20 protein-coding genes and 1 pseudogene are annotated in these 24,143 nt (G+C 67.8%); 16 read left to right on the top strand and 5 right to left on the bottom strand.

All coding sequences use genetic code 11. From position 1 onward, the window contains the following. Positions 1-13 precede the first annotated feature (13 nt). From M1L60_RS13220 to M1L60_RS13200, 5 genes are all read left to right on the top strand, one after another. Positions 14-772 (top strand): MerR family transcriptional regulator, encoded by a 759-nt coding sequence (locus M1L60_RS13220; RefSeq protein WP_253237679.1) that lies wholly within the window; start codon positions 14-16, stop codon positions 770-772. A 1,234-nt stretch (positions 773-2,006) separates the two neighbouring features. Further along, positions 2,007-2,897, top strand: a complete 891-nt coding sequence (locus tag M1L60_RS13215; RefSeq protein ID WP_253237678.1) for an NAD(P)/FAD-dependent oxidoreductase — start codon at positions 2,007-2,009, stop codon at positions 2,895-2,897. Between the two features lie 323 nt (positions 2,898-3,220). Beyond that, complete coding sequence (locus tag M1L60_RS13210) at positions 3,221-4,504, top strand: extracellular catalytic domain type 1 short-chain-length polyhydroxyalkanoate depolymerase (protein WP_253237677.1); 1,284 nt, start codon at positions 3,221-3,223, stop codon at positions 4,502-4,504. A 199-nt stretch (positions 4,505-4,703) separates the two neighbouring features. Then, positions 4,704-5,669: a PaaX family transcriptional regulator gene (locus tag M1L60_RS13205; RefSeq protein WP_253237676.1), complete on the top strand. Its 966-nt coding sequence runs from the start codon at positions 4,704-4,706 to the stop codon at positions 5,667-5,669. A gap of 126 nt (positions 5,670-5,795) precedes the next feature. Further along, positions 5,796-6,203, top strand: a complete 408-nt coding sequence (locus M1L60_RS13200; protein WP_253237675.1) for a response regulator — start codon at positions 5,796-5,798, stop codon at positions 6,201-6,203. 17 nt (positions 6,204-6,220) lie between these two features. On the opposite strand, the gene M1L60_RS13195 is transcribed toward M1L60_RS13200, so the two are convergent. Continuing rightward, positions 6,221-7,588: a hypothetical protein gene (locus M1L60_RS13195; protein WP_253237674.1), complete on the bottom strand. Its 1,368-nt coding sequence runs from the start codon at positions 7,586-7,588 to the stop codon at positions 6,221-6,223. 466 nt (positions 7,589-8,054) lie between these two features. Between M1L60_RS13195 and M1L60_RS13190 the strand changes: the two genes are divergently transcribed. From M1L60_RS13190 to M1L60_RS48260, 9 genes and pseudogenes are all read left to right on the top strand, one after another. Then, complete coding sequence (locus M1L60_RS13190) at positions 8,055-9,413, top strand: glycoside hydrolase family 10 protein (protein WP_253237673.1); 1,359 nt, start codon at positions 8,055-8,057, stop codon at positions 9,411-9,413. A 66-nt stretch (positions 9,414-9,479) separates the two neighbouring features. Then, positions 9,480-11,468 carry a family 43 glycosylhydrolase gene (locus M1L60_RS13185; protein ID WP_253237672.1) on the top strand — a complete coding sequence of 663 codons (1,989 nt, stop codon included), beginning with the start codon at positions 9,480-9,482 and terminating at the stop codon, positions 11,466-11,468. Beyond that, a complete protein-coding gene (locus M1L60_RS13180) occupies positions 11,465-13,159 on the top strand; it encodes a family 43 glycosylhydrolase (RefSeq protein WP_253237671.1) in 1,695 nt (564 codons plus the stop codon). The genes M1L60_RS13185 and M1L60_RS13180 overlap by 4 nt, the downstream gene beginning before the upstream one ends. A gap of 22 nt (positions 13,160-13,181) precedes the next feature. After that, the gene (locus tag M1L60_RS13175; RefSeq protein WP_253237670.1) at positions 13,182-14,450 is read left to right on the top strand and encodes a cellulose binding domain-containing protein; all 1,269 of its coding nucleotides are present in this window, start codon (positions 13,182-13,184) and stop codon (positions 14,448-14,450) included. Next, a complete protein-coding gene (locus tag M1L60_RS13170; protein ID WP_438862100.1) occupies positions 14,450-16,150 on the top strand; it encodes a cellulose binding domain-containing protein in 1,701 nt (566 codons plus the stop codon). Before M1L60_RS13175 ends, M1L60_RS13170 begins: the two co-directional genes overlap by 1 nt. 12 nt (positions 16,151-16,162) lie before the next feature. Continuing rightward, positions 16,163-17,572 (top strand): non-reducing end alpha-L-arabinofuranosidase family hydrolase, encoded by a 1,410-nt coding sequence (locus M1L60_RS13165; protein ID WP_253237668.1) that lies wholly within the window; start codon positions 16,163-16,165, stop codon positions 17,570-17,572. Between the two features lie 818 nt (positions 17,573-18,390). Next, a pseudogene (locus tag M1L60_RS48265) lies at positions 18,391-18,705 on the top strand (helix-turn-helix domain-containing protein); the annotation flags it as partial. Further along, entirely contained in the window at positions 18,657-19,076 is a 420-nt protein-coding gene (locus tag M1L60_RS13160; protein ID WP_253237667.1) for a DDE-type integrase/transposase/recombinase, read from the top strand. The pseudogene M1L60_RS48265 and the gene M1L60_RS13160, both read left to right, overlap by 49 nt. Positions 19,077-19,131: 55 nt before the next feature. Further along, positions 19,132-19,275 carry an integrase core domain-containing protein gene (locus tag M1L60_RS48260; RefSeq protein WP_369077228.1) on the top strand — a complete coding sequence of 48 codons (144 nt, stop codon included), beginning with the start codon at positions 19,132-19,134 and terminating at the stop codon, positions 19,273-19,275. Here the strand turns inward: M1L60_RS48260 and M1L60_RS13155 are convergent. After that, positions 19,219-19,563: a hypothetical protein gene (locus tag M1L60_RS13155; RefSeq protein WP_253237666.1), complete on the bottom strand. Its 345-nt coding sequence runs from the start codon at positions 19,561-19,563 to the stop codon at positions 19,219-19,221. The genes M1L60_RS48260 and M1L60_RS13155 overlap by 57 nt on opposite strands. 250 nt (positions 19,564-19,813) lie before the next feature. Next, positions 19,814-20,128: a hypothetical protein gene (locus tag M1L60_RS13150; RefSeq protein WP_253237665.1), complete on the bottom strand. Its 315-nt coding sequence runs from the start codon at positions 20,126-20,128 to the stop codon at positions 19,814-19,816. A 292-nt stretch (positions 20,129-20,420) separates the two neighbouring features. Between M1L60_RS13150 and M1L60_RS13145 the strand changes: the two genes are divergently transcribed. Continuing rightward, positions 20,421-21,398, top strand: a complete 978-nt coding sequence (locus M1L60_RS13145; RefSeq protein ID WP_253237664.1) for a hypothetical protein — start codon at positions 20,421-20,423, stop codon at positions 21,396-21,398. A 323-nt stretch (positions 21,399-21,721) separates the two neighbouring features. Then, positions 21,722-22,255 (top strand): hypothetical protein, encoded by a 534-nt coding sequence (locus tag M1L60_RS13140; RefSeq protein ID WP_253237663.1) that lies wholly within the window; start codon positions 21,722-21,724, stop codon positions 22,253-22,255. 509 nt (positions 22,256-22,764) lie between these two features. Here the strand turns inward: M1L60_RS13140 and M1L60_RS13135 are convergent. Then, on the bottom strand, positions 22,765-23,163 hold the full coding sequence (locus M1L60_RS13135) for a kinase (protein WP_253237662.1): 399 nt from the start codon (positions 23,161-23,163) through the stop codon (positions 22,765-22,767). Positions 23,164-23,297: 134 nt separating this feature from the next. Next, entirely contained in the window at positions 23,298-24,131 is an 834-nt protein-coding gene (locus tag M1L60_RS13130) for a GntR family transcriptional regulator (RefSeq protein WP_253237661.1), read from the bottom strand. Between the last annotated feature and the right edge of the window lie 12 nt (positions 24,132-24,143).

Genomic DNA, 24,143 nt, shown 5'->3' with positions numbered 1-24,143 from the left:
CCCGGGAGCCACCATGATCTCGAACCGTCCAGCGGCAGAATCCGCCGACGCCACCACCGGCGCCAGGCCGGTTGATCAGTCCGGTCCGGGCCGCGTCGAGCCTGGTCGTGTCAGTCTGTTCGATCCGAATGCGCGCCGCCTGGCCCGGGCCGCGATCGACCTCGACACCGGCCTCATCGTCCAGATCGTGCAGACGTCCGTCGACAGCGTCGGCGTGGTCTCGACGTGGGAGCAGCTCGTGCAACCGGTCTGGCGATACCTGGGATCACGAACCGGCGACAACGATCAAGACGCCGCGGCCGAACACCTCTACGTGCAGTCCGCCATGACGGCCTTGTCCGGCCGGAACCGGCCGCGCCGCCCGTCCCCGCAGTCCGTGCTGCTGGCCTGCGCCGACGAGGAGTTCCAGGTGTTACCGCTGGAGACGCTGGTCGCTGCCCTCGAGGAATCCGGCGTCTCTTGTCGTGTGCTGGGCGCACGCGTCCCGCCGGCCGCCTTGGCCACCGCGGCCCGGCGCCTGCAACCGGCTGCCGTCATCGTCTGGTCACAGAACCGGACAACCGCCGGCCCGGCCCAGATCGACGAGGTGCTCGACGCTCAACCCGGCGCGACGATCATCGCGGCCGGCCCGGGGTGGGCCACCGCGAACCTGTCCCCGCGGGCGGTTCGGTCGACCGACGTCAGCACCGCGCTGGTCCTGACTCTGGCCGTCCTCGAGGGCCACAACCAACCGCCGACGAAGCGGGCGGGACAGGTGTGGTCCGGGATGTGATCGGCGCGCCGGGTCCTCGTCCCCCCGCGCAGGCCTACGAGCCTGCCTGTTGAAGGCGAGGGCCCGCCGCCCGCACGGTGGCCGCGGCCTGAGTGACCCGTGCCGGCCGAACAGAGTCAACGAGAGCACCGCACGTTGATCGACACTGAGATGGCTGAGCGGCAGGGACGCCGTCTTCGGCCCGCGATCCCACTCGTACAGTTGTGGGAAACGCTCCTTCGAGGCAATTCGGCCCAGGCAGCGGTGATAGATCGACCGCGCGAGATGCGATCGGGTCTCGGGTTCGGCCAGCCGCACGACCTGCGCCTCCCGGCAGGCGGAGGCCAGCGTCTCCGCAACGATCTCGCAGGCCACGTCCACATCATCGAGCAGAACTGACGCGATGGTGAGCAGTGCGGCGGCGTGGTGTTCACACAGCGACCGCACCGTTGCCGCGGTCGCATCGACCGCCGGCGAGCGGTCGGCGGGGACAAAAGAGTCTTCGATCATGGGGCCCACCTCAGCGGGTCAGTGAGGGCACTTGGCTACTGACACACCGCCGGGGTCGGGAGCGGTGCATCGACCATACTGCGGGTCGCGCCGATGTACAGCCTGGAGCTGACACTCTCTTCGCCGTCGTGAATCGTCCATGGTGGCCAGCCGCGCTCCGCACCGGACGCGGTGGCCCGGTTTCACGCGGACCGACCGTCCCGACGGCGACTCAGCTCGGCTGGACTTCCTGGTGGCCGGAAAATCACGGTACCCGGACGCCCGGACAGCGATGCGTCGTTGCACCGCCGTCCGGGCGCGCTCGCGGTCCTGGTCGCGCCGTTGATGCCGGCAGCGGCGGACCTCGGACGAGCTGCGGTTTCCCCGGGCCGTTGCCATTCTCTTGCCGGGGTGCACTCCGCAGACGGTCAGGAAGAAACGTGGTCCTCCACGACTGCTGCCCCGTTGCGAGTCGACGTTCCGGGACAGGACGACTGAAGCGTCCATGTCGATCTCACCAGCCAGGCACACGTGGGCCCGGCTGTCGCCGGGCAAGGCCCGAACATGATCGTCAGATCATCGCTGGAATCAACGAAGCCGTCGGAATTCAGGGGCATGATCCCGCCTCTGCGTGGCGTGCGGCATGCCGGGTCCGGGGCAACAACCCCTCCGCGGAGCCGACGTTACCCGCGATGTGGCAAACAGCAAGGTCGCCGGAGATTCCGTCACAGCTCGCTCCGCCTCGCGCCGCGGGTAAAGTCCGATCATGGACGTCGTCGTGGTGGGCGCAGGCATCGCCGGGCTGTCGTGTGCACGGGCACTGGCCGCGGGCGGGGCACGGGTCCGCGTCGTCGAGCGTGGCCGGGTGGTGGGCGGCCGGCTCGCGAGCAAGCGCTACCACGGCCGGTACGCCGACATCGGCGCCGCCTATCTGGTCGCTGACGATCCGGATTTCGCCGCGCAGCTGAGCTCGTGGGAGTCGCGCGGACTCGCCCGGCCCTGGACCGACACCCTGCGGGTCCATCCCGGCGGCGCCCCGGCCACCGGACCGATGCGATGGGCGGCCCCCGGCGGCCTGCGCTCGCTGGCCGCCGACCTGGCCGCCGGCCTCGACGTGTCGTTGTCGGCCCCGATCGACGCGGTGCCGGCTGACGCGGACGCCGTCGTGCTGGCCATGCCCGGTCCACAGGCCGTACGGCTGGGACCGCCGCCGTCCATCGTCGCGGCGGCGAAGGCGCAGACCTGGAATCCGGTGATTGCCGCCGTTCTCACGTATCCGTCCCGCGAATGGGGCGAGTGGCACGGCGCCTTCGTCAATGACCACCCCGCCCTGGCCACCGTCTGCGACGACGGCGACCGCCGAGGCGACCGGGCCCCGGTCCTGGTCGCCCATTCGACCCCGGGGTTGGCCGCCCAGCACCTCGACCACCCGGAGTCGGCCGGTCCGATCCTGGCCGAGGCCGTCGGCGAGGTGCTCGGCCTCTCTGCCGCGCCGGAGGTGCAGGTGCACCGCTGGACTTATGCCCAGCCCGAGCCCGTCGACGCCCGATACGCCGTCGACGGCCGGGTCTGGCTCTGCGGCGACGCCTTCGGACGCCCACGCGCCCAGACCGCGTGGCTGTCCGGCCGCGCCGTGGCGCAGGCCCTGCTCGGCTGAGCCACCGAGAAGACCGATCCGGCCGACGCTTCACCGTGATCCACTGTGGCCGCATTGATTGACAGTTTTCTGTGTTGGGTGCACGCTAAGTGCCATACGACGCGTGTTCGCCGGGTGCGCGTGACCCGGCCGGGGCACAGCGGTCGGCGCCGGCTTCCGGCGCCCGTGCGGTGACGACAGGGCAGCTCACCTCACGTCCCGATGGCGTTCGACGCCGGGTGACCTCTGGCTGCCGGGCCGAGATCCCCAGCTTTTCCGCATGGGCTGTGCGCGCCCGCGGCAATCCCGCGCGCCCGGCCCGGCCTCCCCCAGGAGTGACGATCATGAAGATCAGACGCAGACTGCTGTACGCCCTGGCCTCGATGCTGACCCTGGCCGGTCTCGCCCTCGCGGCGCCCCGGCCGGCCTTCGCGGCCGCGCTGACCGAGGTGACCAGCTTCGGCAGCAACCCGGGCGGGATGCGCATGCACATCTATGTTCCGGACACACGCCCGGCCAACCCGGCCATCGTGGTCGCCATGCACGGCTGTGGCGGCTCGGGTCCGGGCTTCTATTCCGGCAGCGAATTCGCCGCGCTGGCCGACCGGTACGGGTTCCTCGTGATCTACCCGTCCGCGATGCAGGAAGCCGGCTTCGGCAAGTGCTTCGACACCTGGTCGGCCGCCGCCAAGCAGCGCAACGGTGGCAGCGACCCGGTTTCGATCGCGTCGATGGTGGCCTACGCCGGCCAGCGCTACGGCGGCGACCAGAACCGCGTGTACGCCACCGGAAGCTCGTCGGGCGGCATGATGACCCAGCACATGCTCTCCCTCTACCCCGACCTGTTCAAGGCCGGCGCGTCCTTCATGGGCGTGCCGTTCACCTGCTTCGCCAACGCGGCCGACTATCCGCCCGGCGGCCAGTGCACCGGGGGCAGCATGAACCGCACGCCGCAGCAGTGGGGCGACGCCGTCCGTCAGGCGTCAGCCGGCTACACCGGGGCCCGTCCGCGGGTGCAGCTGTGGCACGGCACCAACGACACCCTCGTTCCGTACTCGTTGCTGCAAGAGTCGATCGAGCAGTGGACCAACGTGTTCGGGCTCAGCACCACGCCCTCGTCCAGCGACACCCCGCAGCCGAGCTGGAACCGCCGCCGCTGGGCCGACCCGGCGGGCACCGTCCAGGTCGAGGCCTACAGCATCCAAGGCGCCGGGCACAGCCTGCCCAGCACCGGCATGGCCGCGGCCGCCATCGCCTTCTTCGGGCTCACGACGCCGCCCACCACACCCCCGACGACCCCGCCGACCACTTCGGCCTGCCGGGTCACCGCAGCGGTCAACGCCTGGAACACCGGGCTGACCACGAACCTCACGATCACGAACACCGGCAACGCCCCGATCACCGGCTGGACCCTGGCCTTCGACCTGCCCACGGGGCAGACCGTCACCGGTGGGTGGAACGCCTCCTACGCGCCCACCTCCGGACGGGTCACGGCCACCCACGTCAGCTACAACGCGAACCTGGCCGCCGGCGCGTCCATCAGCATCGGCTACCAGGCCACTCACACCGGCAACAGCGGAGCCCCCACGGCGTACTCCCTCAACAGCTCCACCTGCACCACCGGCTGACGAGGGCAGTCGCGCACGGCTGAGGACCGGGCGGACGGCATGGCGGCACGTCGTCCACCCGGTTCCGAAGCTCGGACGGCGCGCCGCCCCGGGATCCCGGGGCGGCGGGCCGGCATGGGAAGATCCTCGGAGCCGCCGGCCGCGCGGGTTCGCCCCGCCCGGCGCCGGCGCCAGCCCCCGATCCTGCCGGAGCCGTCGCGTGACCAGGCCGTACGACATCGACGAGATCTTCCCCGACGACGCCACGGGCACGGTGAGCCTGCCCCGGCGGCAGGCCGGCAGCTCACCCCAGGACCTGGCGGTGACCCTGCTCGCCGACTACACCCTGGGCACCGGGGCCGAGCTGCCGTCGGCCGCCATCGTCGCCCTGCTGGCCGAGGCGGGCGTCAGCCCCGCCGGGGCCCGGACCGCTATCAGCCGACTCGCCCGACGTGGCGTGCTGCAGGTGCGGAGGCAGGGACGGCGCAGCGCATACCGGCTCACCAAAGAGGCAGCCGCCTTCCTGTCCATCGGAGGCAGCTCGATCGTCTCGCCGGCCACCGGCGCCGAACGGTGGGATCAGCACTGGACTCTGATCGCTTTCTCCCTTCCGCAGGCCGAACGCACGCGGCGACAGGAACTCCGCGATCAACTGCGGTGGATGGGGTACGCCCCGCTGTACGACGGTCTGTGGATCTCACCGCACGATCTGCCGGACAAGGCCCGGGCGCACCTGTCCGGCTTCGCCCCCGGCACCATGACCGTCTTCCGGGCCCGCCACGTCGAGCTCGGCGCCCGAACCGGCCGGGCGCCGCTGCAGGCCTGGGACACCGCGGCCATCGCCCGCGAGTACGAGGATTTCCGGCAGCACTGGCACCTCGGGCCGGCCCGGATCGAGGCCGGGCGGCTGACCGGGGCCGAGGCGGTCCGGGCCCGCACCGAGGTGATGGACGCCTATCGGCGCCTGCCCGTCCTCGACCCGCGCCTGCCTCTCGAGCTACTCCCACCGGGATGGCCCCGGGAACCCGCTCGTGAGTTGTTCGTCGCCGTCTACGACGGCCTGGCCGCCCGCGCCCAGGACCATGTCCGCGCCGTTGCGGCCGAGTTCTCCGACGGTCCGGTCGACGGCATCCGCGCCCACACCGTCGCCGATCTCGCCGCCGGCCTGAAGCCCGACCTCTCCTGACAGGCCGATGTTCTCGCCCTGGACGTGCATGCCACTGCTCCTCAGCGCGGGTGGGCCGATAACGCCGAAGGCATCCGATGGCGAAGAGTCGCGCGATAGTGTCAGCTACGAGCGAGAGGTGCCTGTGTGTCGACCCGAGCCAGGATAAACAAGCCCGTCGTACTCCTCGTCGACGACGACCCCGATGTCTGCACCGTGATGGGTCGCATGCTCGACGTCCGTGGATTCCGGGTCCTGACCGCCACTGATCCTCGAGGGGCCATGACCATATGCGAGCAGCAGGGCGCCGACATCAACGTCCTCATCGCCGACCTCTCGCTCCCCGGTGACCTGAACGGCGACCTGGCACGTCGCATCACCGACGCCCACCCACACATCAAGACCGTGTTCGCTACCGGAGTTCCCCGGCACATCGCCTTGGCGACCGGGCTCGTCCCGCCTGATGCCCCCTATTTCCAGAAGCCGGTCAGCGCCGACGCCCTGGCCGGCCTTCTCCGTAGCCTCTGGCAAGATCCAGCGGCCGGTCGGCAGTGAAACGCTGACGAGGCGCCTCAGCCCGCGGGCGAATCCTCGACACCGACACCTTGGCCACTGCCGCCGTTCTCGTCGACCAAACCCTCCCAGATCCCCAGCGAGCGCCAGTTCAGCGACGGGTTGGCGGCGGCATCGGCGGCCAGCTCGGCGTCGTCGAGCAGGGTGACCAGGCGGTCGCCGGGCAGCCGGGGGCAGCGAGCCATCGTCCGGCGGACAAACACATCGGGGTCGGTGGTCAGAAGGTCGATCACCGCCGGGTCCGCGGCCGGGTCGTGGGCGACCAGATCCCGTACGCGGGGATCGGGGTGATCGGCGAACCGGGCCAGCCCGGCCCGGGGAAACTGCGGCCGGGCCAGCAGCTGGGTCCGGTGCCACCCCTCGAGGAAGCAGCCGAGCAACAACTCACCCGAGGCCCCGGATGAGTTCAGGGCCAGCGTGGCTCGCACCTCGGCATCGGGATCGGCGGCGAGCCGCTCGACCACCTCGGGTCGCAGGTCCGCGCGCTGCGCCGCCCGGCGGCGAAGCCGCGGATTGGCCGAGCGGGCCCACAGCGAGGCCAGCTCCGGTTCCAGGTCGGCCTGTCCGTCCAGGATCGCCTGTTCCGCTTGCGAGACGTACGCATGATTCGCTACCGCTTGGCGGACGGCGTCATCGGGATCGGCCTCCAGGGCCGCGACCTGATCGGCGGTCAGGCCGGCCCGGCCGGCGATCACGACGCGGACTTCGGCCGCCGGATGGTGTGAGAGCGACTCGACGAGGGCGGGCGAGAGCGTGGGGTTGCGGGCGATAGTCCGTACGGCGTCGACGTCGTCGGAGGTGGCCACCTGCTCGGCCAACGCGGGCGAGAGCGGCCGCTCCAGCACGTGCCAGAAGGCATGACAGTGGTGTTCGGGCAGGTCGGCCGGCTGCATGATGCGCTCGTGCTCGGCGATCGTCGCGGCTGCGGCCGACGCCACTTCCGGATCGGGATCGTCCAGCATGGCCGGCAGATCGTCGCGCCGCAGGTTGGGCACCGCGGCTCGGCGCACCCGCGGATCAGGATGCCGGGCAGCGACGGCGACCCGCTTCCAGTCCGCGAAGAAGAGCTCCGCGAAGAGCTCGTTGCTGGTGTGCAGCACGTCGTCCGCTGGGTCGAGCAGGTCGGTCATCAGCGGGATCAGCAACTCCGCGGGGAGCGGATGCCGGGTGCTGAAGACGCTGACGCGGACCCGCCAATCGGGATCGGTGAGCAGGCGGCCGCGAAGCGCCGGGGCCAGCCCCACGTGCCGAGCGAGAGCGCTCCGGACCTGGCGCGACTCGTGGGCGGCCATCCGCTCCTGCACTTCCACAGGCAGGGAAGCGCGAGCCGCGAGCCCACGGGCCACCGGCTCCGGCCAGCGCTCCATCAGGCTCAGAAGCGCAGCGGCGGGGACCGACGGATTCTCCGCCAGCCCCCGCAGGACGAGATCGCGCTGCAACTAGGCGCCGATCCGGGGCAGCAGCCGCTCGAGACCGGTCCAGATGCGCGTCGAGTTGTGTGAGTGCCAGGCCGCGCCCGACCAGTACGTGTGGTTGCGCCCTGCAGGGCGTTGAGGCGGCGAGGGTGTCGCCCGGGTGGTTCGGCACCCCGACGGTTCCCGGGTGCCGGAGCTGATCGAGCTGGCCACCTCTAACGGGTCAGGCCTGCGGATCCGAGACGCCGGTTCGGCCGGACCGGCGCATTCCGAGAAAATTCTTAAAAGCGTTACGCCGGTCGCGGAAATTCGGCCGGACAATCACCTTCTTGAATGCCCAGTAACATCCTGGCAACATCACCCTTTGAGGTGGGAGCGCTCCCATTTGCCCCGTCCCCATCAGAAGGGCCAGTTCCCCATGAACTCCCGTATCCCCCGGCGCCGTCGCCTGCTGCTGCTGGCGGCGGCGGCCAGCACAGCGGTCGCCGCAAGCATCGCGGTGATCGGCACCGCCGAGGCCGCCAGCACCCTCGGCGCCTCGGCCGCACAGACCGGACGCTATTACGGCGCCGCGATCGCCGCCGGCCGGCTCGGCGATTCCACCTACACCCGGATCCTCACCTCGGAATTCAACTCGGTCACGCCCGAGAACGAGATGAAGTGGGACGCCACCGAGCCGCAGCAGGGCCGGTTCAATTACACCAACGGCGACCGCATCCTCAACCAGGGCCTGTCCAACGGCTCCAAGGTGCGCGGACACGCCCTGCTCTGGCACGCCCAGCAGCCCGGTTGGGCCCAGTCGCTGTCCGGCACCGCGCTGCGCAACGCCGCCATCAACCACGTGACCCAGGTCGCCACGCACTACAAGGGCAAGATCTACGCCTGGGACGTCGTCAACGAGGCCTTCGCCGACGGCGGCTCGGGCGGTCGGCGCGACTCCAACCTGCAGCGCACCGGCAACGACTGGATCGAGGCGGCCTTCCGCGCCGCGCGCGCCGCCGACCCGGCCGCCAAGCTCTGCTACAACGACTACAACACCGACGGCATCAACGCGAAGTCGACCGGCATCTACAACATGGTCCGCGACTTCAAGTCCCGGGGCGTCCCGATCGACTGCGTCGGCTTCCAGTCCCACCTCGGCACCGGCATCGACTCGACCTACCAGGCCAACCTGCAACGCTTCGCCGACCTCGGCGTCGACGTGCAGATCACCGAGCTCGACGTCGCCCAGGGCGGCAACCAGGCCAACATCTACGCCACGGTGACCAGGGCGTGCCTGGCCGTGTCCCGCTGCACCGGCATAACCGTGTGGGGCATCCGGGACACCGACTCGTGGCGTGGCGGCGAGAACCCGCTGCTCTTCGACGGCTCCGGCAACAAGAAGGCCGCGTACACCTCGGTGCTGAACGCCCTCAACGCCGGCGGCACGACCACGCCTCCCACCACCCGGCCGCCGACAACCCCGCCGACCACGAACCCGCCGACCGGCGGCGCCTGCAGCGCCACCGTCACGCTCAACTCGTGGAACGGCGGCTTCGTCGCCAACGTCAAGGTCACCGCGGGCTCGGCCGCCGTCAACGGCTGGACCGTGAGCACGTCCTTGCCGTCCGGCAGCGCGATCACCGGCGTCTGGAGCGCGACGAACACCGGCACGTCGGGCGCGGTCAGCTTCCGCAACGTCGCCTACAACGGGCAGGTCCCGGCCGGCAGCTCCACCGAGTTCGGTTTCCAGGGCACCGGCACCGGCCCGGGCAACCTCACCTGCGCCGCCGCCTGATCCCGTCTCCCGCCGGCCCGGGGTGGCCGGGCCGGCGGGACCCCTGCGCCCAGAAAAGAGCCGAAGATGTCCCGCACCCGCACCCGCCTGCGCCTCTGGCTCGCCGCGAGCCTCGTCCTGGCCGTCGGCGTCGCCGGCGCCACCGTCACCACCAGCGCCCAGGCCGCCGCGGGTTGCCGGGTCACGTACTCGATCACCAACCAGTGGGAGGGCGGATTCGGCGCCGCCGTGACCGTCGACAATCTCGGCGACCCGCTCACCGGGTGGCAGCTCGGCTGGTCGTTCACCGCCGGGCAGAGCGTCACGCAGCTGTGGAACGGCACCGTCACGCAGTCCGGTGCGCAGGTGACGGTGACCAACGCCGCCTACAACGGCAGCGTGCCCAGCGGCGGCAGCGTCTCCTTCGGCTTCAACGGATCCGGTTCGGCCAACCCGGCCCCGGCGAGCTTCACCCTCAACGGCGTCACCTGCACCGGAGCCACGACGCCGACGACACCTCCGGTCACCACACCCCCGGTCACGCCCCCGCCCACCACGCCACCACCGGACCCGTCGGCCCCGGCGACGTTCACCAACCCGGTCGTGTGGCAGGACTTCGCCGACGGCGACATCATCCGGGTCGGCGACGCGTACTACTACTCCGCCTCGACCATGCACTACTCGCCCGGCGCGCCCGTCCTGCGCTCGTACGACCTGGTCAACTGGGAGTACTACGGCCACTCGGTGCCCCGGCTCGACTTCGACTCCGGCGCCTACGACATGTCCGGCGGCCGGGCGTACGTCAAGGGCATCTGGGCCTCGGCCTTCAACTACCGCCCGGCCAACAGCACGTACTACTGGCTGGGCTGCACCGAGTTCAACCGCACGTACGTCTACACGTCGGCCAACGCTGGCAGCGGATGGTCCAAGAAGGCGCGCATCAACAAGTGCTACTACGACGCCGGGCTGTTGTTCGACAACGACACCCCGTACGTGGCGTACGGCAACGGGACGATCAGCGTCGCCCAGCTGTCGTCCGACCTGACCTCCGAGGTACGGTCGCAGACCGTCTACACCACGCCGTCGAGCATCGGCACGCTCGAGGGCGCCCGGATGTACAAGCGCGGCAGCTACTACTACATCTGGCTCACCCGGCCCGCCAACGGCCAGTACGTGCTGCGTTCGACCAGCCCGTTCGGCCCGTACGAGCAGCGTCAGGTCCTGCTCAACCTGCCCGGCCCGATCTCCGGCGGCGGGGTGCCGCACCAGGGCGGCCTCGTGATGACGCAGAGCGGTCAGTGGTGGTACATGGCCTTCACCGACGCCTACCCGGGCGGCCGGATGCCTACGCTGGCCCCGATCACGTGGAGCAACGACGGCTGGCCCGTGCTGCAGACCGTCAACGGCCGCTGGGGGGCGAGCTACCCACGGCCCAACCTGCCGTGGCACCCGGTGGCCCCGATGACCGGCAGCGACTCGTTCACCGACAGCACGCTGGGCCCGCAGTACGAGTGGAACCACAACCCGGACACGTCCAAGTTCAGTGTGGGCAACGGGTTGCGGCTGTCGACCGCCACCGTCACCAACGACCTCTACAACGCCCGCAACACCCTGACCCGGCGCATCCAAGGCCCGTCGTCGACGGCCACCGTGCAGCTCGACTACTCGTCGATGGCCAACGGTGACCGGTCGGGCCTGGCCATGCTGCGCGACCGCTCGGCGTGGATCGGCCTCCGTAAGGACAACGGCACCACCCGGGTCTCGATGACCGACGGGCTGAGCATGTCGACCAGCGGGTGGTCGACCACCGGCACCGGCAGCGAACGGGCCGGCGCGGCGGTCAGCGGCGGCCGGATCTGGCTGCGGGTCAGCGCCGACATCCGGCCCGGGTCCGGGCGTACGGCGACGTTCTCGTACAGCACCAACGGCACCACCTTCACCAACCTGGGCCCGGCCTTCACGTTGAACAACGACTGGCAGTTCTTCATGGGCTACCGCTTCGGCCTGTTCAACCACGCCACGCAGGCCCTGGGCGGCGCGGTCACCGTCAACCAGTTCGCGGTGAGCACGCCATGAGCAGAGTCCGCAGCCTGCTCGCCCTGTGCGCGCTCGTCCTGACCGTCCTCGTCGTTCCTGGGCCGGCACGCGCCGACAACCCGATCGTGCAGACCATCTACACCGCCGATCCGGCGCCGCTGGTGCACGACGGCCGGGTCTACCTCTACACCGGTCGCGACGAGGACGGCTCGACGTACTTCACCATGAAGGAATGGCGGGTGTGGTCGTCGGCCGACATGGTCAACTGGACCGACCACGGCTCGCCGCTCAACCTGGCCAGTTTCAGCTGGGCCAGCGACAACGCCTGGGCCGGGCAGGCCGTCGAACGCAACGGCAAGTTCTACTGGTACGTCCCGATGAAGGTGCGCGCCACCGGGCGCATGGCCATCGGCGTCGCCGTCGCCGAGAGCCCCACCGGCCCGTTCCGGGACGCGCTGGGCCGCCCGCTGGCCGACACCAACGAGATCGACCCGACCGTGTTCATCGACGACGACGGCCAGGCCTATCTGTACTGGGGCAACCCCAACCTGTGGTACGTCAAGCTCAACCCGGACATGATCTCGTTCAGCGGCAGCCCGACGAAGATCGCGTTGACCACGGCGGGCTTCGGCTCCCGCAGCGGTGACGCCAACCGGCCCACCCTGTACGAGGAGGGGCCCTGGGTCTACAAGCGCGGCGGTCTGTACTACATGGTCTTCGCCGCGAAGTGCTGCTCGGAGTTCATCGCCTACTCCACCGCGCCCGGGCCGCTCGGGCCGTGGACCTACCGCGGGACGGTGATGCCCACGCAGGGCAGCAGTTTCACCAACCACCCAGGCATAGTCGACTTCGCCGGCGGCTCGTACTTCTTCTACCACAACGGCGCGTTGCCCGGCGGTGGCGGTTACACGCGTTCGGTCGCGGTGGAGAAGTTCAGTTATCGCTCCGACGGCACCATTCCGACCATCACCATGACCACGGCCGGGGCGCCGCAGGTGGGCACCCTGGACCCGTACCGCCGCCAGGAGGCCGAGACCATCGCCACCGAGTCGGGTGTCGAGACCGAGGCGTTGAGCGGCGGCGGGCGCAGCGTCAGCTTCATCGACAACGGCGACTGGATCAAGGTCAAAGGCGTTTCCTTCGGTACGGGATCCGCGAGCTTCACGGCTCGGGTCGCCTCCGCCGGAAGCGGCGGCCGGATCGAGCTGCGGCTCGACAGCAGCACCGGCACCCTGGCCGGAACGTGCACCGTGCCCGGCACGGGCGGCTGGCAGACCTTCACCGACGTCACCTGCCCGGCCGCCGTGAGCGGCACCCACGATCTGTACCTGCGGTTCACCGGGGGCAGCGGGAGCCTGTTCAACGTCGACCGCTGGCAGTTCGCCCCGGCCGGCACCACCACCCCGCCGCCCAGCACCACGCCCCCGCCCACCGGCGCCGGGTGCACGGCCTCGTTCCGCACCACCAGCACCTGGAGCGGCGGGTTCCAGGCCGAGGTCACCGTCACGGCGGGCTCGGGCGCGGTCAACGGCTGGCGGGTCGGCTGGACCCTCGCCTCCGGGCAGAGCGTCAGCCAGGTCTGGAACGGCTCGCTGACCACCAGCGGCACCGGCGTGACGGTCGCCAACGCCTCGTACAACGGCGGCCTGGCCCCTGGCGCCTCGACCACCTTCGGCCTGCTGGCCACGGGCAACCCCTCGACGCCGGCGCTGAGCTGCGCCACCGCCTGACCCGACGACAAGGAGAAAAGTCGTGCGACATCTCGGCCCCCTCAAAGCCGCGGCCCTGGCCGCCGTGCTGGCCGCCACGGGCATCGCCGTCGCGACCGGTCCGGCGCAGGCCGCAACCGGATGTTCCGTCCGGTACACCGTGACCTCGCAGTGGCAGGGCGGTTTCGGCGCCGAGGTCGCCGTGACCAACCTGGGCGACGCCGTCAACGGATGGACCCTGACCTGGACGTACGGCTCGGGTCAGCAGATCACCCAGGCCTGGAACGCCACCGTCACCCAGTCCGGCTCGGCCGTCACGGCCCGCAACGCGAGCTACAACGGCTCGATCGCCACCGGCGCGACCGTCTCCTTCGGCTTCAACGGCTCGTGGACCGGCAGCAACACGGTGCCCACGGGCTTCGCCGTCAACGGCGTGACCTGCGGCGGCGGAACCACCCCGACGACACCGCCCACCACCCCGCCGACGACACCGCCCACGACACCCCCGACGGGCAGCGGCGGCTGCGGACGGACTCCGACGCTGGCCGACGGCACCCACACGATCCAGAGCGGCGGCAAGAGCCGGAGCTTCATCCTGCGTGTGCCCCGCGGGTACAACAACAGCACCCCGTACCGGATCATCTTCGCCTTCCACTGGCGGGGCGGGTCGGCCACCGACGTCAGCTCGGGCGGCACCAGCGGGGCCGCGTGGTCCTACTACGGCCAGCAGGAGCAGTCGAACAACACCGCGATCCTGGTCGCGCCGCAAGGCCTCAACGCCGGCTGGGCCAACAGCGGCGGCGAGGACGTCACCTTCGTCGACGACATGATCCGGCGCCTCGAGAGCGACCTGTGCGTCGACCCGAGGCTACGGTTCGCCACCGGGTTCAGTTACGGCGGCGGGATGAGCTACGCCCTGGCCTGTGCCCGGCCCACGGTCTTCCGCGCCGTCGCCGTGTTCTCCGGCGCCCAGATCAGCGGCTGCAGCGGCGGCACCCAGCCCGTCGCGTACCTCGGCATCCACGGGATCAGCGACAACGTGCTGTCCATCGCGCAGGGCCGGGCGTTGCGGGACAAGTTCGTCGCCAACAACGGCTGCACCCCGCAGAATCCCCGGGAGCCGGCCGCCGGCAGCCGGACCCACATCACCACCGCGTACGCCGGATGCCGGGCCGGACATCCGGTCGTCTGGGCCGCGTTCGACGGCGGCCACCTGCCCGGCCACGTGGACGGCACGACCGCCGAGAGCGGCGTCACGACGTGGACCAAAGGCGAGGTCTGGAAGTTCTTCTCGCAATTCCAGGGAGCATGATGAGAAAGAGAATCACCACTGCCCTCGCCTCGGCCGCCGGCGTGCTCCTGGCGTCGGCCGCCGTCGCGGTGGCCCTGCCGGCCGGGGCCGCGGCCGCGGGCTGCTCGGTCAAGTACGCCGTGTCGTCGCAGTGGCAGGGCGGGTTCAACGCCGACGTCGCCGTGACCAACCTCGGCGACCCGCTCACGAGCTGGGCCGTCACGTGGACGTACAGCGCCGGCCAGACCGTCACCCAGGCCTGGAACGCCACCGTCACCCAGTCCGGCTCGGCCGTCACGGCGCGCAACGCGAGCTACAACGGCTCGGTCGCGACCAACCAGACCGTGTCGTTCGGGTTCAGCGGCTCGTCGGGCAGCACCAACCCGGCGCCGGCCAGTTTCGCCGTCAACGGTGTGACGTGCACCGGCGCGACGACGCCGACCACACCGCCCACGACCCCGCCGACCACCCCACCCACCACCCCACCGACCGGTGCCGCGGACATCACGGTGAACGCGGCCACCAAGTACCAGACGGTCGACGGTTTCGGCGCCGCGACGCCGATCTGGGGTGGCACGTGGTCCACGGCCGAGACGCAGACGCTGGTCGGGCTCGGCGCGGGGCAGTTGGGGCTGTCGATCGTACGGACGGGCATCTCGCCGGTCTCCGGTGAATGGTCGACGCAGGTCAACGCGCTCAAGGCGGCCAAGTCGTCCGGCTCCGGGGTGAAGATCCTGGCCTCGCCGTGGACTGCCCCGGCCGCGTGGAAGACCAACAACAGCCGGGTCAACGGCGGCAAACTCAAGACCGACTACTACGACGACTACGCCGGTCACCTCAACAGCTACGTGCAGTACATGCGCGGTCAGGGCGTGCCGATCGACGTCACCTCGGTGCAGAACGAGCCGGACTGGCATCCCGACTACGACTCGATGGACTGGAGCGGCACCGAGCTGCGCACCTTCGTCCGCGACCAGGGCGCCAAGGTGCAGAACACCAAGCTGATGGTGGCCGAGGCGGTGAACATGAACTACGGCTACACCGACCCGACGCTCAACGACGCGAGCGCCCGCAACAACATCGGCTACATCGGCGGGCACCTTTACGGCACCGAGGACTCCGGGCGGCTCAAGCCGTACACGCTGGCCGAACAGAACAACAAGCCGGTGTGGATGACCGAATGGAACTTCCACGAGGCTGACGGCAACGGCTCCAACATCTGGGGCAACCCGGGCAACCAGGCCGTCTGGGACGAGACGCTCGACGACATCATGCGCACGGTCCACAAGTCGATGGAATCGAACTGGAACGCCTACATCTGGTGGTACGGCAAGCGCTACTACTCGTTCATCGGTGACGGTGAGGCCGCGTACGGCACCACCGCCGGGGCTCCGCTCAAGCGGGGTTACGCGTTCTCCCAGTACGCCAAGTACGTCCGCCCCGGCTACCAGCGTGTCGCCCTGGCCAAGAGCTCCAAGGCGAACCCGCTCGAGGTGACTGCCTACTCCGGCGGTGGCAAGACGACGCTCGTGGTGCTCAACCGGTCGAACACGGCCGTCAGCAACGCCGTGCTGCAGGCGCCGCAGAACATCACCCGGGCCGAGCACTACCTGACCTCCCGTACGGACAACGCTGCGGCCCAGCCCACCAGCGTGAACGGCGCCCAGGTCACCGTCTCCGTCCCCGCTCGCAGCATCTCCACGGTCGTGCTGACCCACTAGGAAAGGACCCCGATGCATCTCAGGAACAGAAAGGCCGGTGTCACCGCGGCCGGTGTCGGCTTGCTGGCGGCAACCGGTGCGCTCGTGGCTCTGCCCGCCGACGCCGCCGCCGCGGGCTGCTCGGTCAGCTATGCCGTGTCGTCGCAGTGGCAGGGCGGTTTCAACGCCGACGTGGCGATCACCAATCTGGGCGACCCGGTGAGCGGCTGGACGCTGACCTGGTCGTACGGGTCCGGGCAGTCGGTGTCGCAGGCCTGGAACGCCACGGTGACCCAGTCCGGCTCCGCCGTCACGGCCCGCAACGCCAGCTACAACGGCTCGATGGCCACCGGCGGTCAGGTGTCGTTCGGCTTCAGCGGCACGTGGACCTCGGCGAACCCGGTGCCCTCGAGCTTCGCGCTCAACGGCGTGACCTGTACGGGCGGCACCACCACCCCGCCGGCCACCACCCCACCGGTCACGACGCCGCCGGTGACCACGCCGCCCCCGACGACACCGCCGGCCACGTGTTCCCTGCCGTCGTCGTACCGCTGGAGCTCGACCGGCCCGCTGGCCCAGCCGAAGTCCGGATGGGCCTCCCTCAAGGACTTCACCATCGCCCCCTACCAGGGCAAGCAGCTCGTCTACGCCACCACCCACAGCAGCAGCGCCACCGGCGGCTGGGGCTCGATGAACTTCGGCCTCGTCGACAACCTCAACCAGCTCGGCTCGGCCACCCAGAACACCATGAACCAGGGCACCGTCGCGCCGTCGCTGTTCTACTTCGCACCCAAGAACATCTGGATCCTGGCCCACCAGTGGGGCCCGACCTCATTCTCCTACCGCACCTCGACCAACCCGGCCAACGCCAACGGCTGGTCGGCCGCGCAAACACTGTCCACCGCGAAGATCACCGATTCCGGCACCGGCGTGATCGACCAGACGATCATCGGCGACGACCAGAACATGTACCTCTTCTTCGCCGGTGACAACGGCAAGATCTACCGCCAGATCATGCCGATCGGCAACTTCCCCGGCAGCTTCGGCGCCAACTACACCACCATCATGAGCGACACCTCAGAGAACATCTTCGAGGCGCCGCAGGTCTACAAGGTACAGGGCCAGAACCAGTACCTGATGATCATCGAGGCCCGGACCAGCTCGTGGGAGCGCTACTTCCGCTCGTTCACGGCGACCAGCCTGAGCGGCACCTGGACCCCGAACGCAACCACCTACAACAACCCGTTCGCGGGCAAGGCCAACAGCGGAGCCACCTGGACCAACGACATCAGCCACGGCGAGCTGCTGCGCACCAGCGCCGACCAGACCAACACCATCGACCCCTGCAACCTGCAACTGCTCTACCAGGGCCGCGCCACCAACTCCGGCGGCGACTACGGCCTGCTGCCCTACCGGCCCGGCCTGCTCACCCGGCAGCGCTGATTCCACCCGATACGGCCGTCGCGATCATGGGTCGCGGCGGCCGTCGGCGGGTGCTCGAAGGCCTTGACGACAACACCCTCGAAGGCATCGCTCCGGGTGACATGCGGCGGCGACGACCTCCCCCGTCTACCGCAGCACCGCCGACCTGCGCAAACTGCTGCAACAGACCAGTGGGACAACGTTGGCTCCCACGACGGCGGCACATCACGCCCGCGCACGGTTCACCGCGCAGCTACACGCTCGACGTGACGCCCCGGGCGCAGTCGAGGCTGTGGTGCCACGTCTGGTAGATCCCCGCGAGTACCTGCACCGTGATGAACCCCTGGCGGCCGCCGAGGTCAGCGATCATTGTCCATCCACGACCGCAGATCCGCAGAGGCGACGCGCCGGACGAAGACACCTTGCGGATCTGCCGGCCCGTCATCAGCGCCGCGCTCAACGACCTGGCCACCACGGCCCCGTGATCCCGCAAAGGGCGGGCGGCGAGGTGCCAGCCCGGGTTCGGGGACAGCCAAGATGATCTGGTCGGGTCAAACGCAGGATCCTTGAACGGAACGGTCTCCCCCAACTACGCGGCGGAACCCTACCGCCAGTCCAGGCCAGAGGTAGCCCATTCACGTGGACGCCGCGCCCAAAACGGGGGGTTTTCGGGGGGCATACTTCGCCAACAAAAGTGGTGACCTGCGTTTCCGCAGGTCACCGCTTAGATTTTGTCGGGCTGACAGTGTCCTGGCTCAGGACATAGGAAACCCCTGTCTCAAGACATAGGCAACAGTGTGTCGGGACATCGGAAACGCTGGATGCGTTGATCGTGTGGAGTGTCCAAAGCCCGTCTCGTGATCACCGCTGTCGTTGTCGAGGGTCGTAGCCAGGCCGAGGTCGCCCGTGCCTACGGGATGTCCAAGGGCTGGGTGTCCAAGCTGATGGCTCGTTACCGCGCCGAGGGCGAAGCCGCCTACGAGCCTCGCTCACGCCGCCCGCACACCTCACCCACCGCACTCGAGCCATCGACGGTCGAGCTGATCGTGGCCGCGCGTAAACACCTCACCGAACGGGGACTGGACGCCGGCCCTGACACCATCCGGTGGCACCTGCAACACACCCACGAGGTCACGGTCTCGCGAGCCACGATCGCCCGGCACCTCACCGCCCAAGGCCTCGTCGTTGCGGAGCCGGCCAAACGACCCAGGTCGTCTTACATCCGCTTCGCCGCGGAACACCCAACGAATGCTGGCAAGCCGACTTCACCCATTACCGGCTCACCCACCCCGACGGCCGGCCCGGCGCCGACATCGAAATCCTGTGCTGGATCGACGACCACTTCCGCTACGCCCTCAGGGTCACCGCTCACCGGCGCGTCACCGGCCCCACCGTGCTGCACATGTTCCGCGAAACCGTTGCCAAATACGGGATCTCGGCGTCCACGCTGACCGACAACGGCATGGTCTTCACCACCCGGCTGTCCGGCGGCAGCCAACGCGGCACCCGCGACGCAACGGCCTGAAACACGAACTACACCGCCTGAAAATCACGCAAAGAACTCCCGGCCGAACCACCCCATCACCTGCGGCAAAGTCGAACGATTCCACCAAACCCTTAAACTCTGGCTCCACGCCCAACAACCGCGACCAGTAACCATCACGCAATTACAAGCTTTGATCGACACCTTCGTCGACGAGTACAACCATCGCCGGCCCCACTGATCCCTGCCCCACCGGGCCACCCCCGCCACGGCCTACCACGCCCGCCCGAAAGCCACCCCCGGCGGCACCGGCGGCACCGCAACCCACGACCGGATCCGCCAAGACCGGATCAGCAAAGCCGGCACCGTCACCCTGCGCGTCGCCGGCCGGCTGCGCCACATCGGCGTCGGCAAGACCTACGCCGGAACCTACGTCACCCTGCTCGTCCAGAACCTCGACGTCCGCGCCCTGCACGCCACCACCGGCGAACTCCTCAGAGAACTCACCATCGACCCGCAACGCGACCACCAGCCCACCGGCCGGCCACCCGGCCCAACCCGAACAACAAAACGCCCGAACCCACGAAAACGTAGGTCCGGGCGTTTCCGATGTCTTGAGACATCACAACGTCGGGCTGACAGGATTTGAACCTGCGACCCCTTGACCCCCAGGCAACTTATGATCTTGGGTGAGCTCGGCCAACATGCCGATGACCTGCATGACTTCGTCCACCGCCGTCTACGGACATCCGTCATCGTCACCCGCGATTGTCACCCAGTTAGTCACCCGAGGCTGGTCGGATCGCTGTCTTCACAGTGCCGTACCAGCCATCTGGCGAACCGTCTTCAGTTCGCCAGTCCATGGAGTCCACACCAACCTCGATCCGGTATACCGGGTTGTATCCGGTGTCTTTGATCTTCTCGAAAAGCGTGAGGGCGCCTGCCCAAGCCTCGGCCATCGTGGAGTGCCGAGTCTTCGTCGCGGCGAAGATATGTGTCACCGAGTCACCAAGGATCTTGACGCTCCATCCCAAACTGGACGTATCGAGGGCATGTTCGCGCAAGGTCGCGACGAGTTGATCGTACGAAGTCATCAGACAATGCTTCACGGCTGCGGGGACAAGTCAAGGACGGCGATCGATGATCACGCTGTCGTGTCCAACGGCGTGGCAACCAGAAGGGTCGATCGACCTCGTGCGACGTGGAGGCTGAGATCAACTGGAGTCTAGCCACAAGACAAGATAGTTTGGCCGGCGGCTCGACGGTTGCTCCACTATGTTCTAGATCACGACTTCGGCCCTTCGCGGGAAGCAGGAAGCAATGGATTGGGTGGCACTGCTTCAGTCAGTCGCTACAGTCGCGACACCAGTAGGCGCCGCTGTTGGTGTGCTCAGCCGCAAACGGCGTTTGCGTACGAATATCAAGGAGAATCTGGCCCTCGCGGAGGAGCTTGACACGAATACGGTTCTAAAAGAGCACACACCAGTCGCACTCTGGATGCATAAAAGAATCGTAGTTGATGTGGCAAGGCTTACGGGCGAAAAGCTGGGAACGCCTAAGAAGCCAGTAGCATGGGGAACCGTCGTATTTGCCCTCATACTGGCGGGCCTACTTGGAGCAGTCACTTACTACTGGAACCGCAACGATTTTGCTTGGTATTCAATCTTCCCAGCAACCATATCGGCCTTACTGCTTATCTCAGTAGCCGGTATGTTCATGAATCGAGACATTGCTCCCGATAGCGCGGAAATACCAGCGAACGCAACGCCTTTGACCTGGGCGAATCCTGGAGAAAAGATTGCCGCTTCAATTGCAATGTCTGCAGAAGAAGCAGAAGAGCGTTATGCCGATTATGGCCAAGTCGGTGTTGCCGTGAGGTTTGTCAGCCTCCTACACGCGGGGAAGTACGAAGAAGCACTGGAGCTGGCGGAACCGAACTGGCTGCTGTGTCGCGTACAGGACTGGTTAGTAAACAACAAAACCAAGATCAGCGATGATGAAGCGGAGCTCGCCCTGCTTGCCGAGTCGCTCTCCTCTAGGCGAGAGCCTGAAGAACTGTGGCGTGCGTTCACATCTATAGAAGCCGCGCAATTTAGCGAAGCATGGAAGGCTTTTGATCCTGAAAGCATAGGAATCGCGAGCCGGGAACGGCTCATTGGCAACGACTATGCGAGAGTAATTCTGACGCCAATTGGGGGCTCCAGTGGTTACGTAGTTGAAACCGCCACTCACCTGGCCAACGCGCTAGTTATTCTGGTACATCGTGATACCTCAAAGTGGATTGTTTCGAGCCACTTGGGGATTGCCCCTCCAGCACCCGGGTTGCCGCCTGCATGGTGGATCCTGCCCAGTGCAGACGGTTAGATCGCTGATAGATAGCAGCTAGAGCCGCATTCAGTCCGACCAACCCGGCTGAGGCTCGAAGTAGATGTGCAACTCAAGCATCGGATCGTCGCCTGACGGTTCATAGCTATGCCGTCGCCAGTGAACCGCTTGAATCTCAACAGCTCCGTCTTTGCTCGCAACCCATTGTGCCGCGCGATTGAACAACTCTGCTTCGGTGTTAGCGCCGAGATATATCGCGCGTACGTTCTTATCTACACTCGGTTGATCTTGATCCACCGAACAACCTCCAGGCAAGCGGGCCGCCGGTCGCATCGACGACATTGAGCCCCTAGTGTAACTACATGACTGCGGAAGGTAACCACGCGGCTGAAGCCAATGACCGGCTCGTCATCACACGCGACATGCTGATCAACGAACGGCGTTGCACCCTCAGAGTCACTGTCGCTGACGGCACAGCGAGCGTCTCGTTTGACGCCACCGAAGTCGATGCCAGCACGGTGGGCAACCTGCACGGCACTATCGCGCTCGGCGACCTGGTGCCGGTCACGAGAGCTCTCACCATGACGCTGAGCAGTGCTGCCAAAGCGCTCGGCCTGACCAAATCGGAATACGCCGCCGAGCTCGACGAAGTCCGACGTTCCCATACGCGGGCCGGGCAGCCGTGGTCGGCCGACGAAGATGCCCGACTCATAGAACGCTATCGTGCGAGTGCTTCGCTGCTCGAACTCAGCAACGAGTTCGAGCGCAACATCGGCGGTATCGCCTCTCGCTTGAAGTTGCACGGCTTCCGACTGCCGTCAAGACGTGATCCCACTGACGATGATCCGACCCTCGACTACGCGGACATCACCGACTCCGACCCGGACTGGCCATAACAGGAGAGCTCGCTCAGCCATCCCGTCACCCTCGACCCGCCCATCGTGGGAGCGGGACCCCGCCGGCACCCGCCGCGTCAAGACGGCCTTGACACTAGGCACCCACGCCGGTGGGCGCCGGCGGGGGTCTGCTCGGCTTGCCCGGGCCGAGGGTGACGGGGTGTGCGGCCATCCCAGAGCCGGAGCGCCCCCGCCGGAGGCGCAGTAACCGCAACCACTTCTCGGCCCGCCCCGCGCTACGGCCATGCGTGGACAGCTCGGTCGCGCCGCCCACGCCGTACCCCGGGCGGCCGCCTTGACCGCACCCGAGACTTTCGCCAGTCCTTCGGCAGGCCCGACTCCTTCGCGCTTTTCCACGAGTGTCGCTGGGGAGCGCTTAGCGTGCCGCCGCCCGCATCCCCCGCGGGCGGCGGTGCGCTGCCCCCAGCGACGGAGTGAGCGGCCCGCTTCGGGCCGCCTTGAAGACGTACAGAAAGTTTGAACAGCTATTCGGCGGCTGACCGGTGTTCCTACCGGAAGCTCGTCGCACGAGCGGCATCGATCACGTGAGCGGCTTGTTCCGGCGATAGCTCGGCGCTGTTGATTTCGACGTGGGCTGTTGGTAGCACTGGTGTCGCATCCCATGCTTCCAACCTAGCCAGGTGGTCGCCAGTCCCCCGCGCAATGATGCGCTCTATGGCCGTTTCACGAGGGCACCATACGTACACCGTTAGCCAGCTTGTCGCTGTGGTCCCCTCGACTACCTTGTGGATTGCTTCAGGCTGACCCAAATGGAGTATCGGGATACCGTCAGCGAGCTCGTCCGCGAGCCCCTGACGGTCTACGACATAGCTGGCGTTGTAACGCTGATTCTCCCAGACGACCTCGCCGTCTTTGCGCAGCGCAGCAAGGTCTCCGGGTTCGATCATGCGGTAACCCGTCGTGCGTCCGGGACCAGACTTTAGCCTTCGGAATAGCCGGTACGCCGGGTTGAGCCCTACCAGAGCCTCCGTGATGGTGTCCTTACCTGCGGCTGGAGGACCGTAGAGAATCACACCTTCGGTCATAGCTCTTCGCCGTCAAGGACGGACTTCAGCAGGTGCTTAGCCTGGTCTCGCAAGGGCTCGCTGGAGGTGCAATTATCGATTACGTAGTGCGGTACCTGCGGGCGGATTTCCAAGTCCACAGTTGCTGCGTACTCGTCCCAATTCGCCAGCTTCACCGCGTCGCGCGCTGCTCCTCGGTGACGCACGTAGGTGTGCATAGACGCCAAGTCGCAGTAGACCCACACGAGAGTCACCTGTGCGCCGATATCCGCGTACCGGGCTACCGTTTTTGAAATCCAGTTCGAGTCTTTGAACTCTTTGAGGAACGGCGCGGTGACAATCGCACTGTTTCCGCACTCGATGTTCTCGGTAGCTGCTGATGCCAGCGCTTCGTACTCTCGCGGCCGGACGCGCTCGAGATACGTGTCTGACTCCCGGTCGTTCGGTGATTGCCCCAGCATCTCCAATGCGGCCTCAACCACTGGCCGCGTCAGGGTGTCCTTGTCGAGCATCGGCCAGCCGGTTTGCCGGGCCATGATTCTGCCAAGTTCGGTCTTGCCGCTGCCCGCATATCCACCAATGAGGATGACCCGGGGTTGACGAAGCCGTATCTCGTCCCGACGAGTCTGATCATGCGCCGTTACGACCCTCTTGGATCGGGATTCGCTGCGAACCAGTCCTTCGGACGTTAGGAGCCTCATGGCTTCGTTGATGGTGAAGACGCTGACGCCGTGCTGCTTTGCCAGCTCGCGGGTGGCCGGCAACACCGAGCCGTCGTGCAGTACACCCGCTGCGATGTCGTTTCGGAACTTCCTAGCTATCTGCTGATGCAGTGGCTCCGGCCGCGTCAAGCGGGGATGCGA

This window comes from Paractinoplanes aksuensis (assembly GCF_024137025.1).
In the GTDB taxonomy this organism is placed as follows: Bacteria; Actinomycetota; Actinomycetes; order Mycobacteriales; family Micromonosporaceae; genus Actinoplanes; species Actinoplanes aksuensis.
This window is presented reverse-complemented; position numbering and strand designations above follow the sequence as displayed.

Coding starts and splice junctions, on each gene's coding strand:
- M1L60_RS13220 (WP_253237679.1), top strand. CDS start 14: ATGATCTCGAACCGTCCAGCGGCAGAATCCGCCGACGCCACCACCGGC.
- M1L60_RS13215 (WP_253237678.1), top strand. CDS start 2,007: ATGGACGTCGTCGTGGTGGGCGCAGGCATCGCCGGGCTGTCGTGTGCA.
- M1L60_RS13210 (WP_253237677.1), top strand. CDS start 3,221: ATGAAGATCAGACGCAGACTGCTGTACGCCCTGGCCTCGATGCTGACC.
- M1L60_RS13195 (WP_253237674.1), bottom strand. CDS start 7,588: ATGGAGCGCTGGCCGGAGCCGGTGGCCCGTGGGCTCGCGGCTCGCGCT.
- M1L60_RS13190 (WP_253237673.1), top strand. CDS start 8,055: ATGAACTCCCGTATCCCCCGGCGCCGTCGCCTGCTGCTGCTGGCGGCG.
- M1L60_RS13185 (WP_253237672.1), top strand. CDS start 9,480: ATGTCCCGCACCCGCACCCGCCTGCGCCTCTGGCTCGCCGCGAGCCTC.
- M1L60_RS13180 (WP_253237671.1), top strand. CDS start 11,465: ATGAGCAGAGTCCGCAGCCTGCTCGCCCTGTGCGCGCTCGTCCTGACC.
- M1L60_RS13170 (WP_438862100.1), top strand. CDS start 14,450: ATGAGAAAGAGAATCACCACTGCCCTCGCCTCGGCCGCCGGCGTGCTC.
- M1L60_RS13165 (WP_253237668.1), top strand. CDS start 16,163: ATGCATCTCAGGAACAGAAAGGCCGGTGTCACCGCGGCCGGTGTCGGC.
- M1L60_RS13150 (WP_253237665.1), bottom strand. CDS start 20,128: ATGACTTCGTACGATCAACTCGTCGCGACCTTGCGCGAACATGCCCTC.
- M1L60_RS13140 (WP_253237663.1), top strand. CDS start 21,722: ATGACTGCGGAAGGTAACCACGCGGCTGAAGCCAATGACCGGCTCGTC.
- M1L60_RS13135 (WP_253237662.1), bottom strand. CDS start 23,163: ATGATCGAACCCGGAGACCTTGCTGCGCTGCGCAAAGACGGCGAGGTC.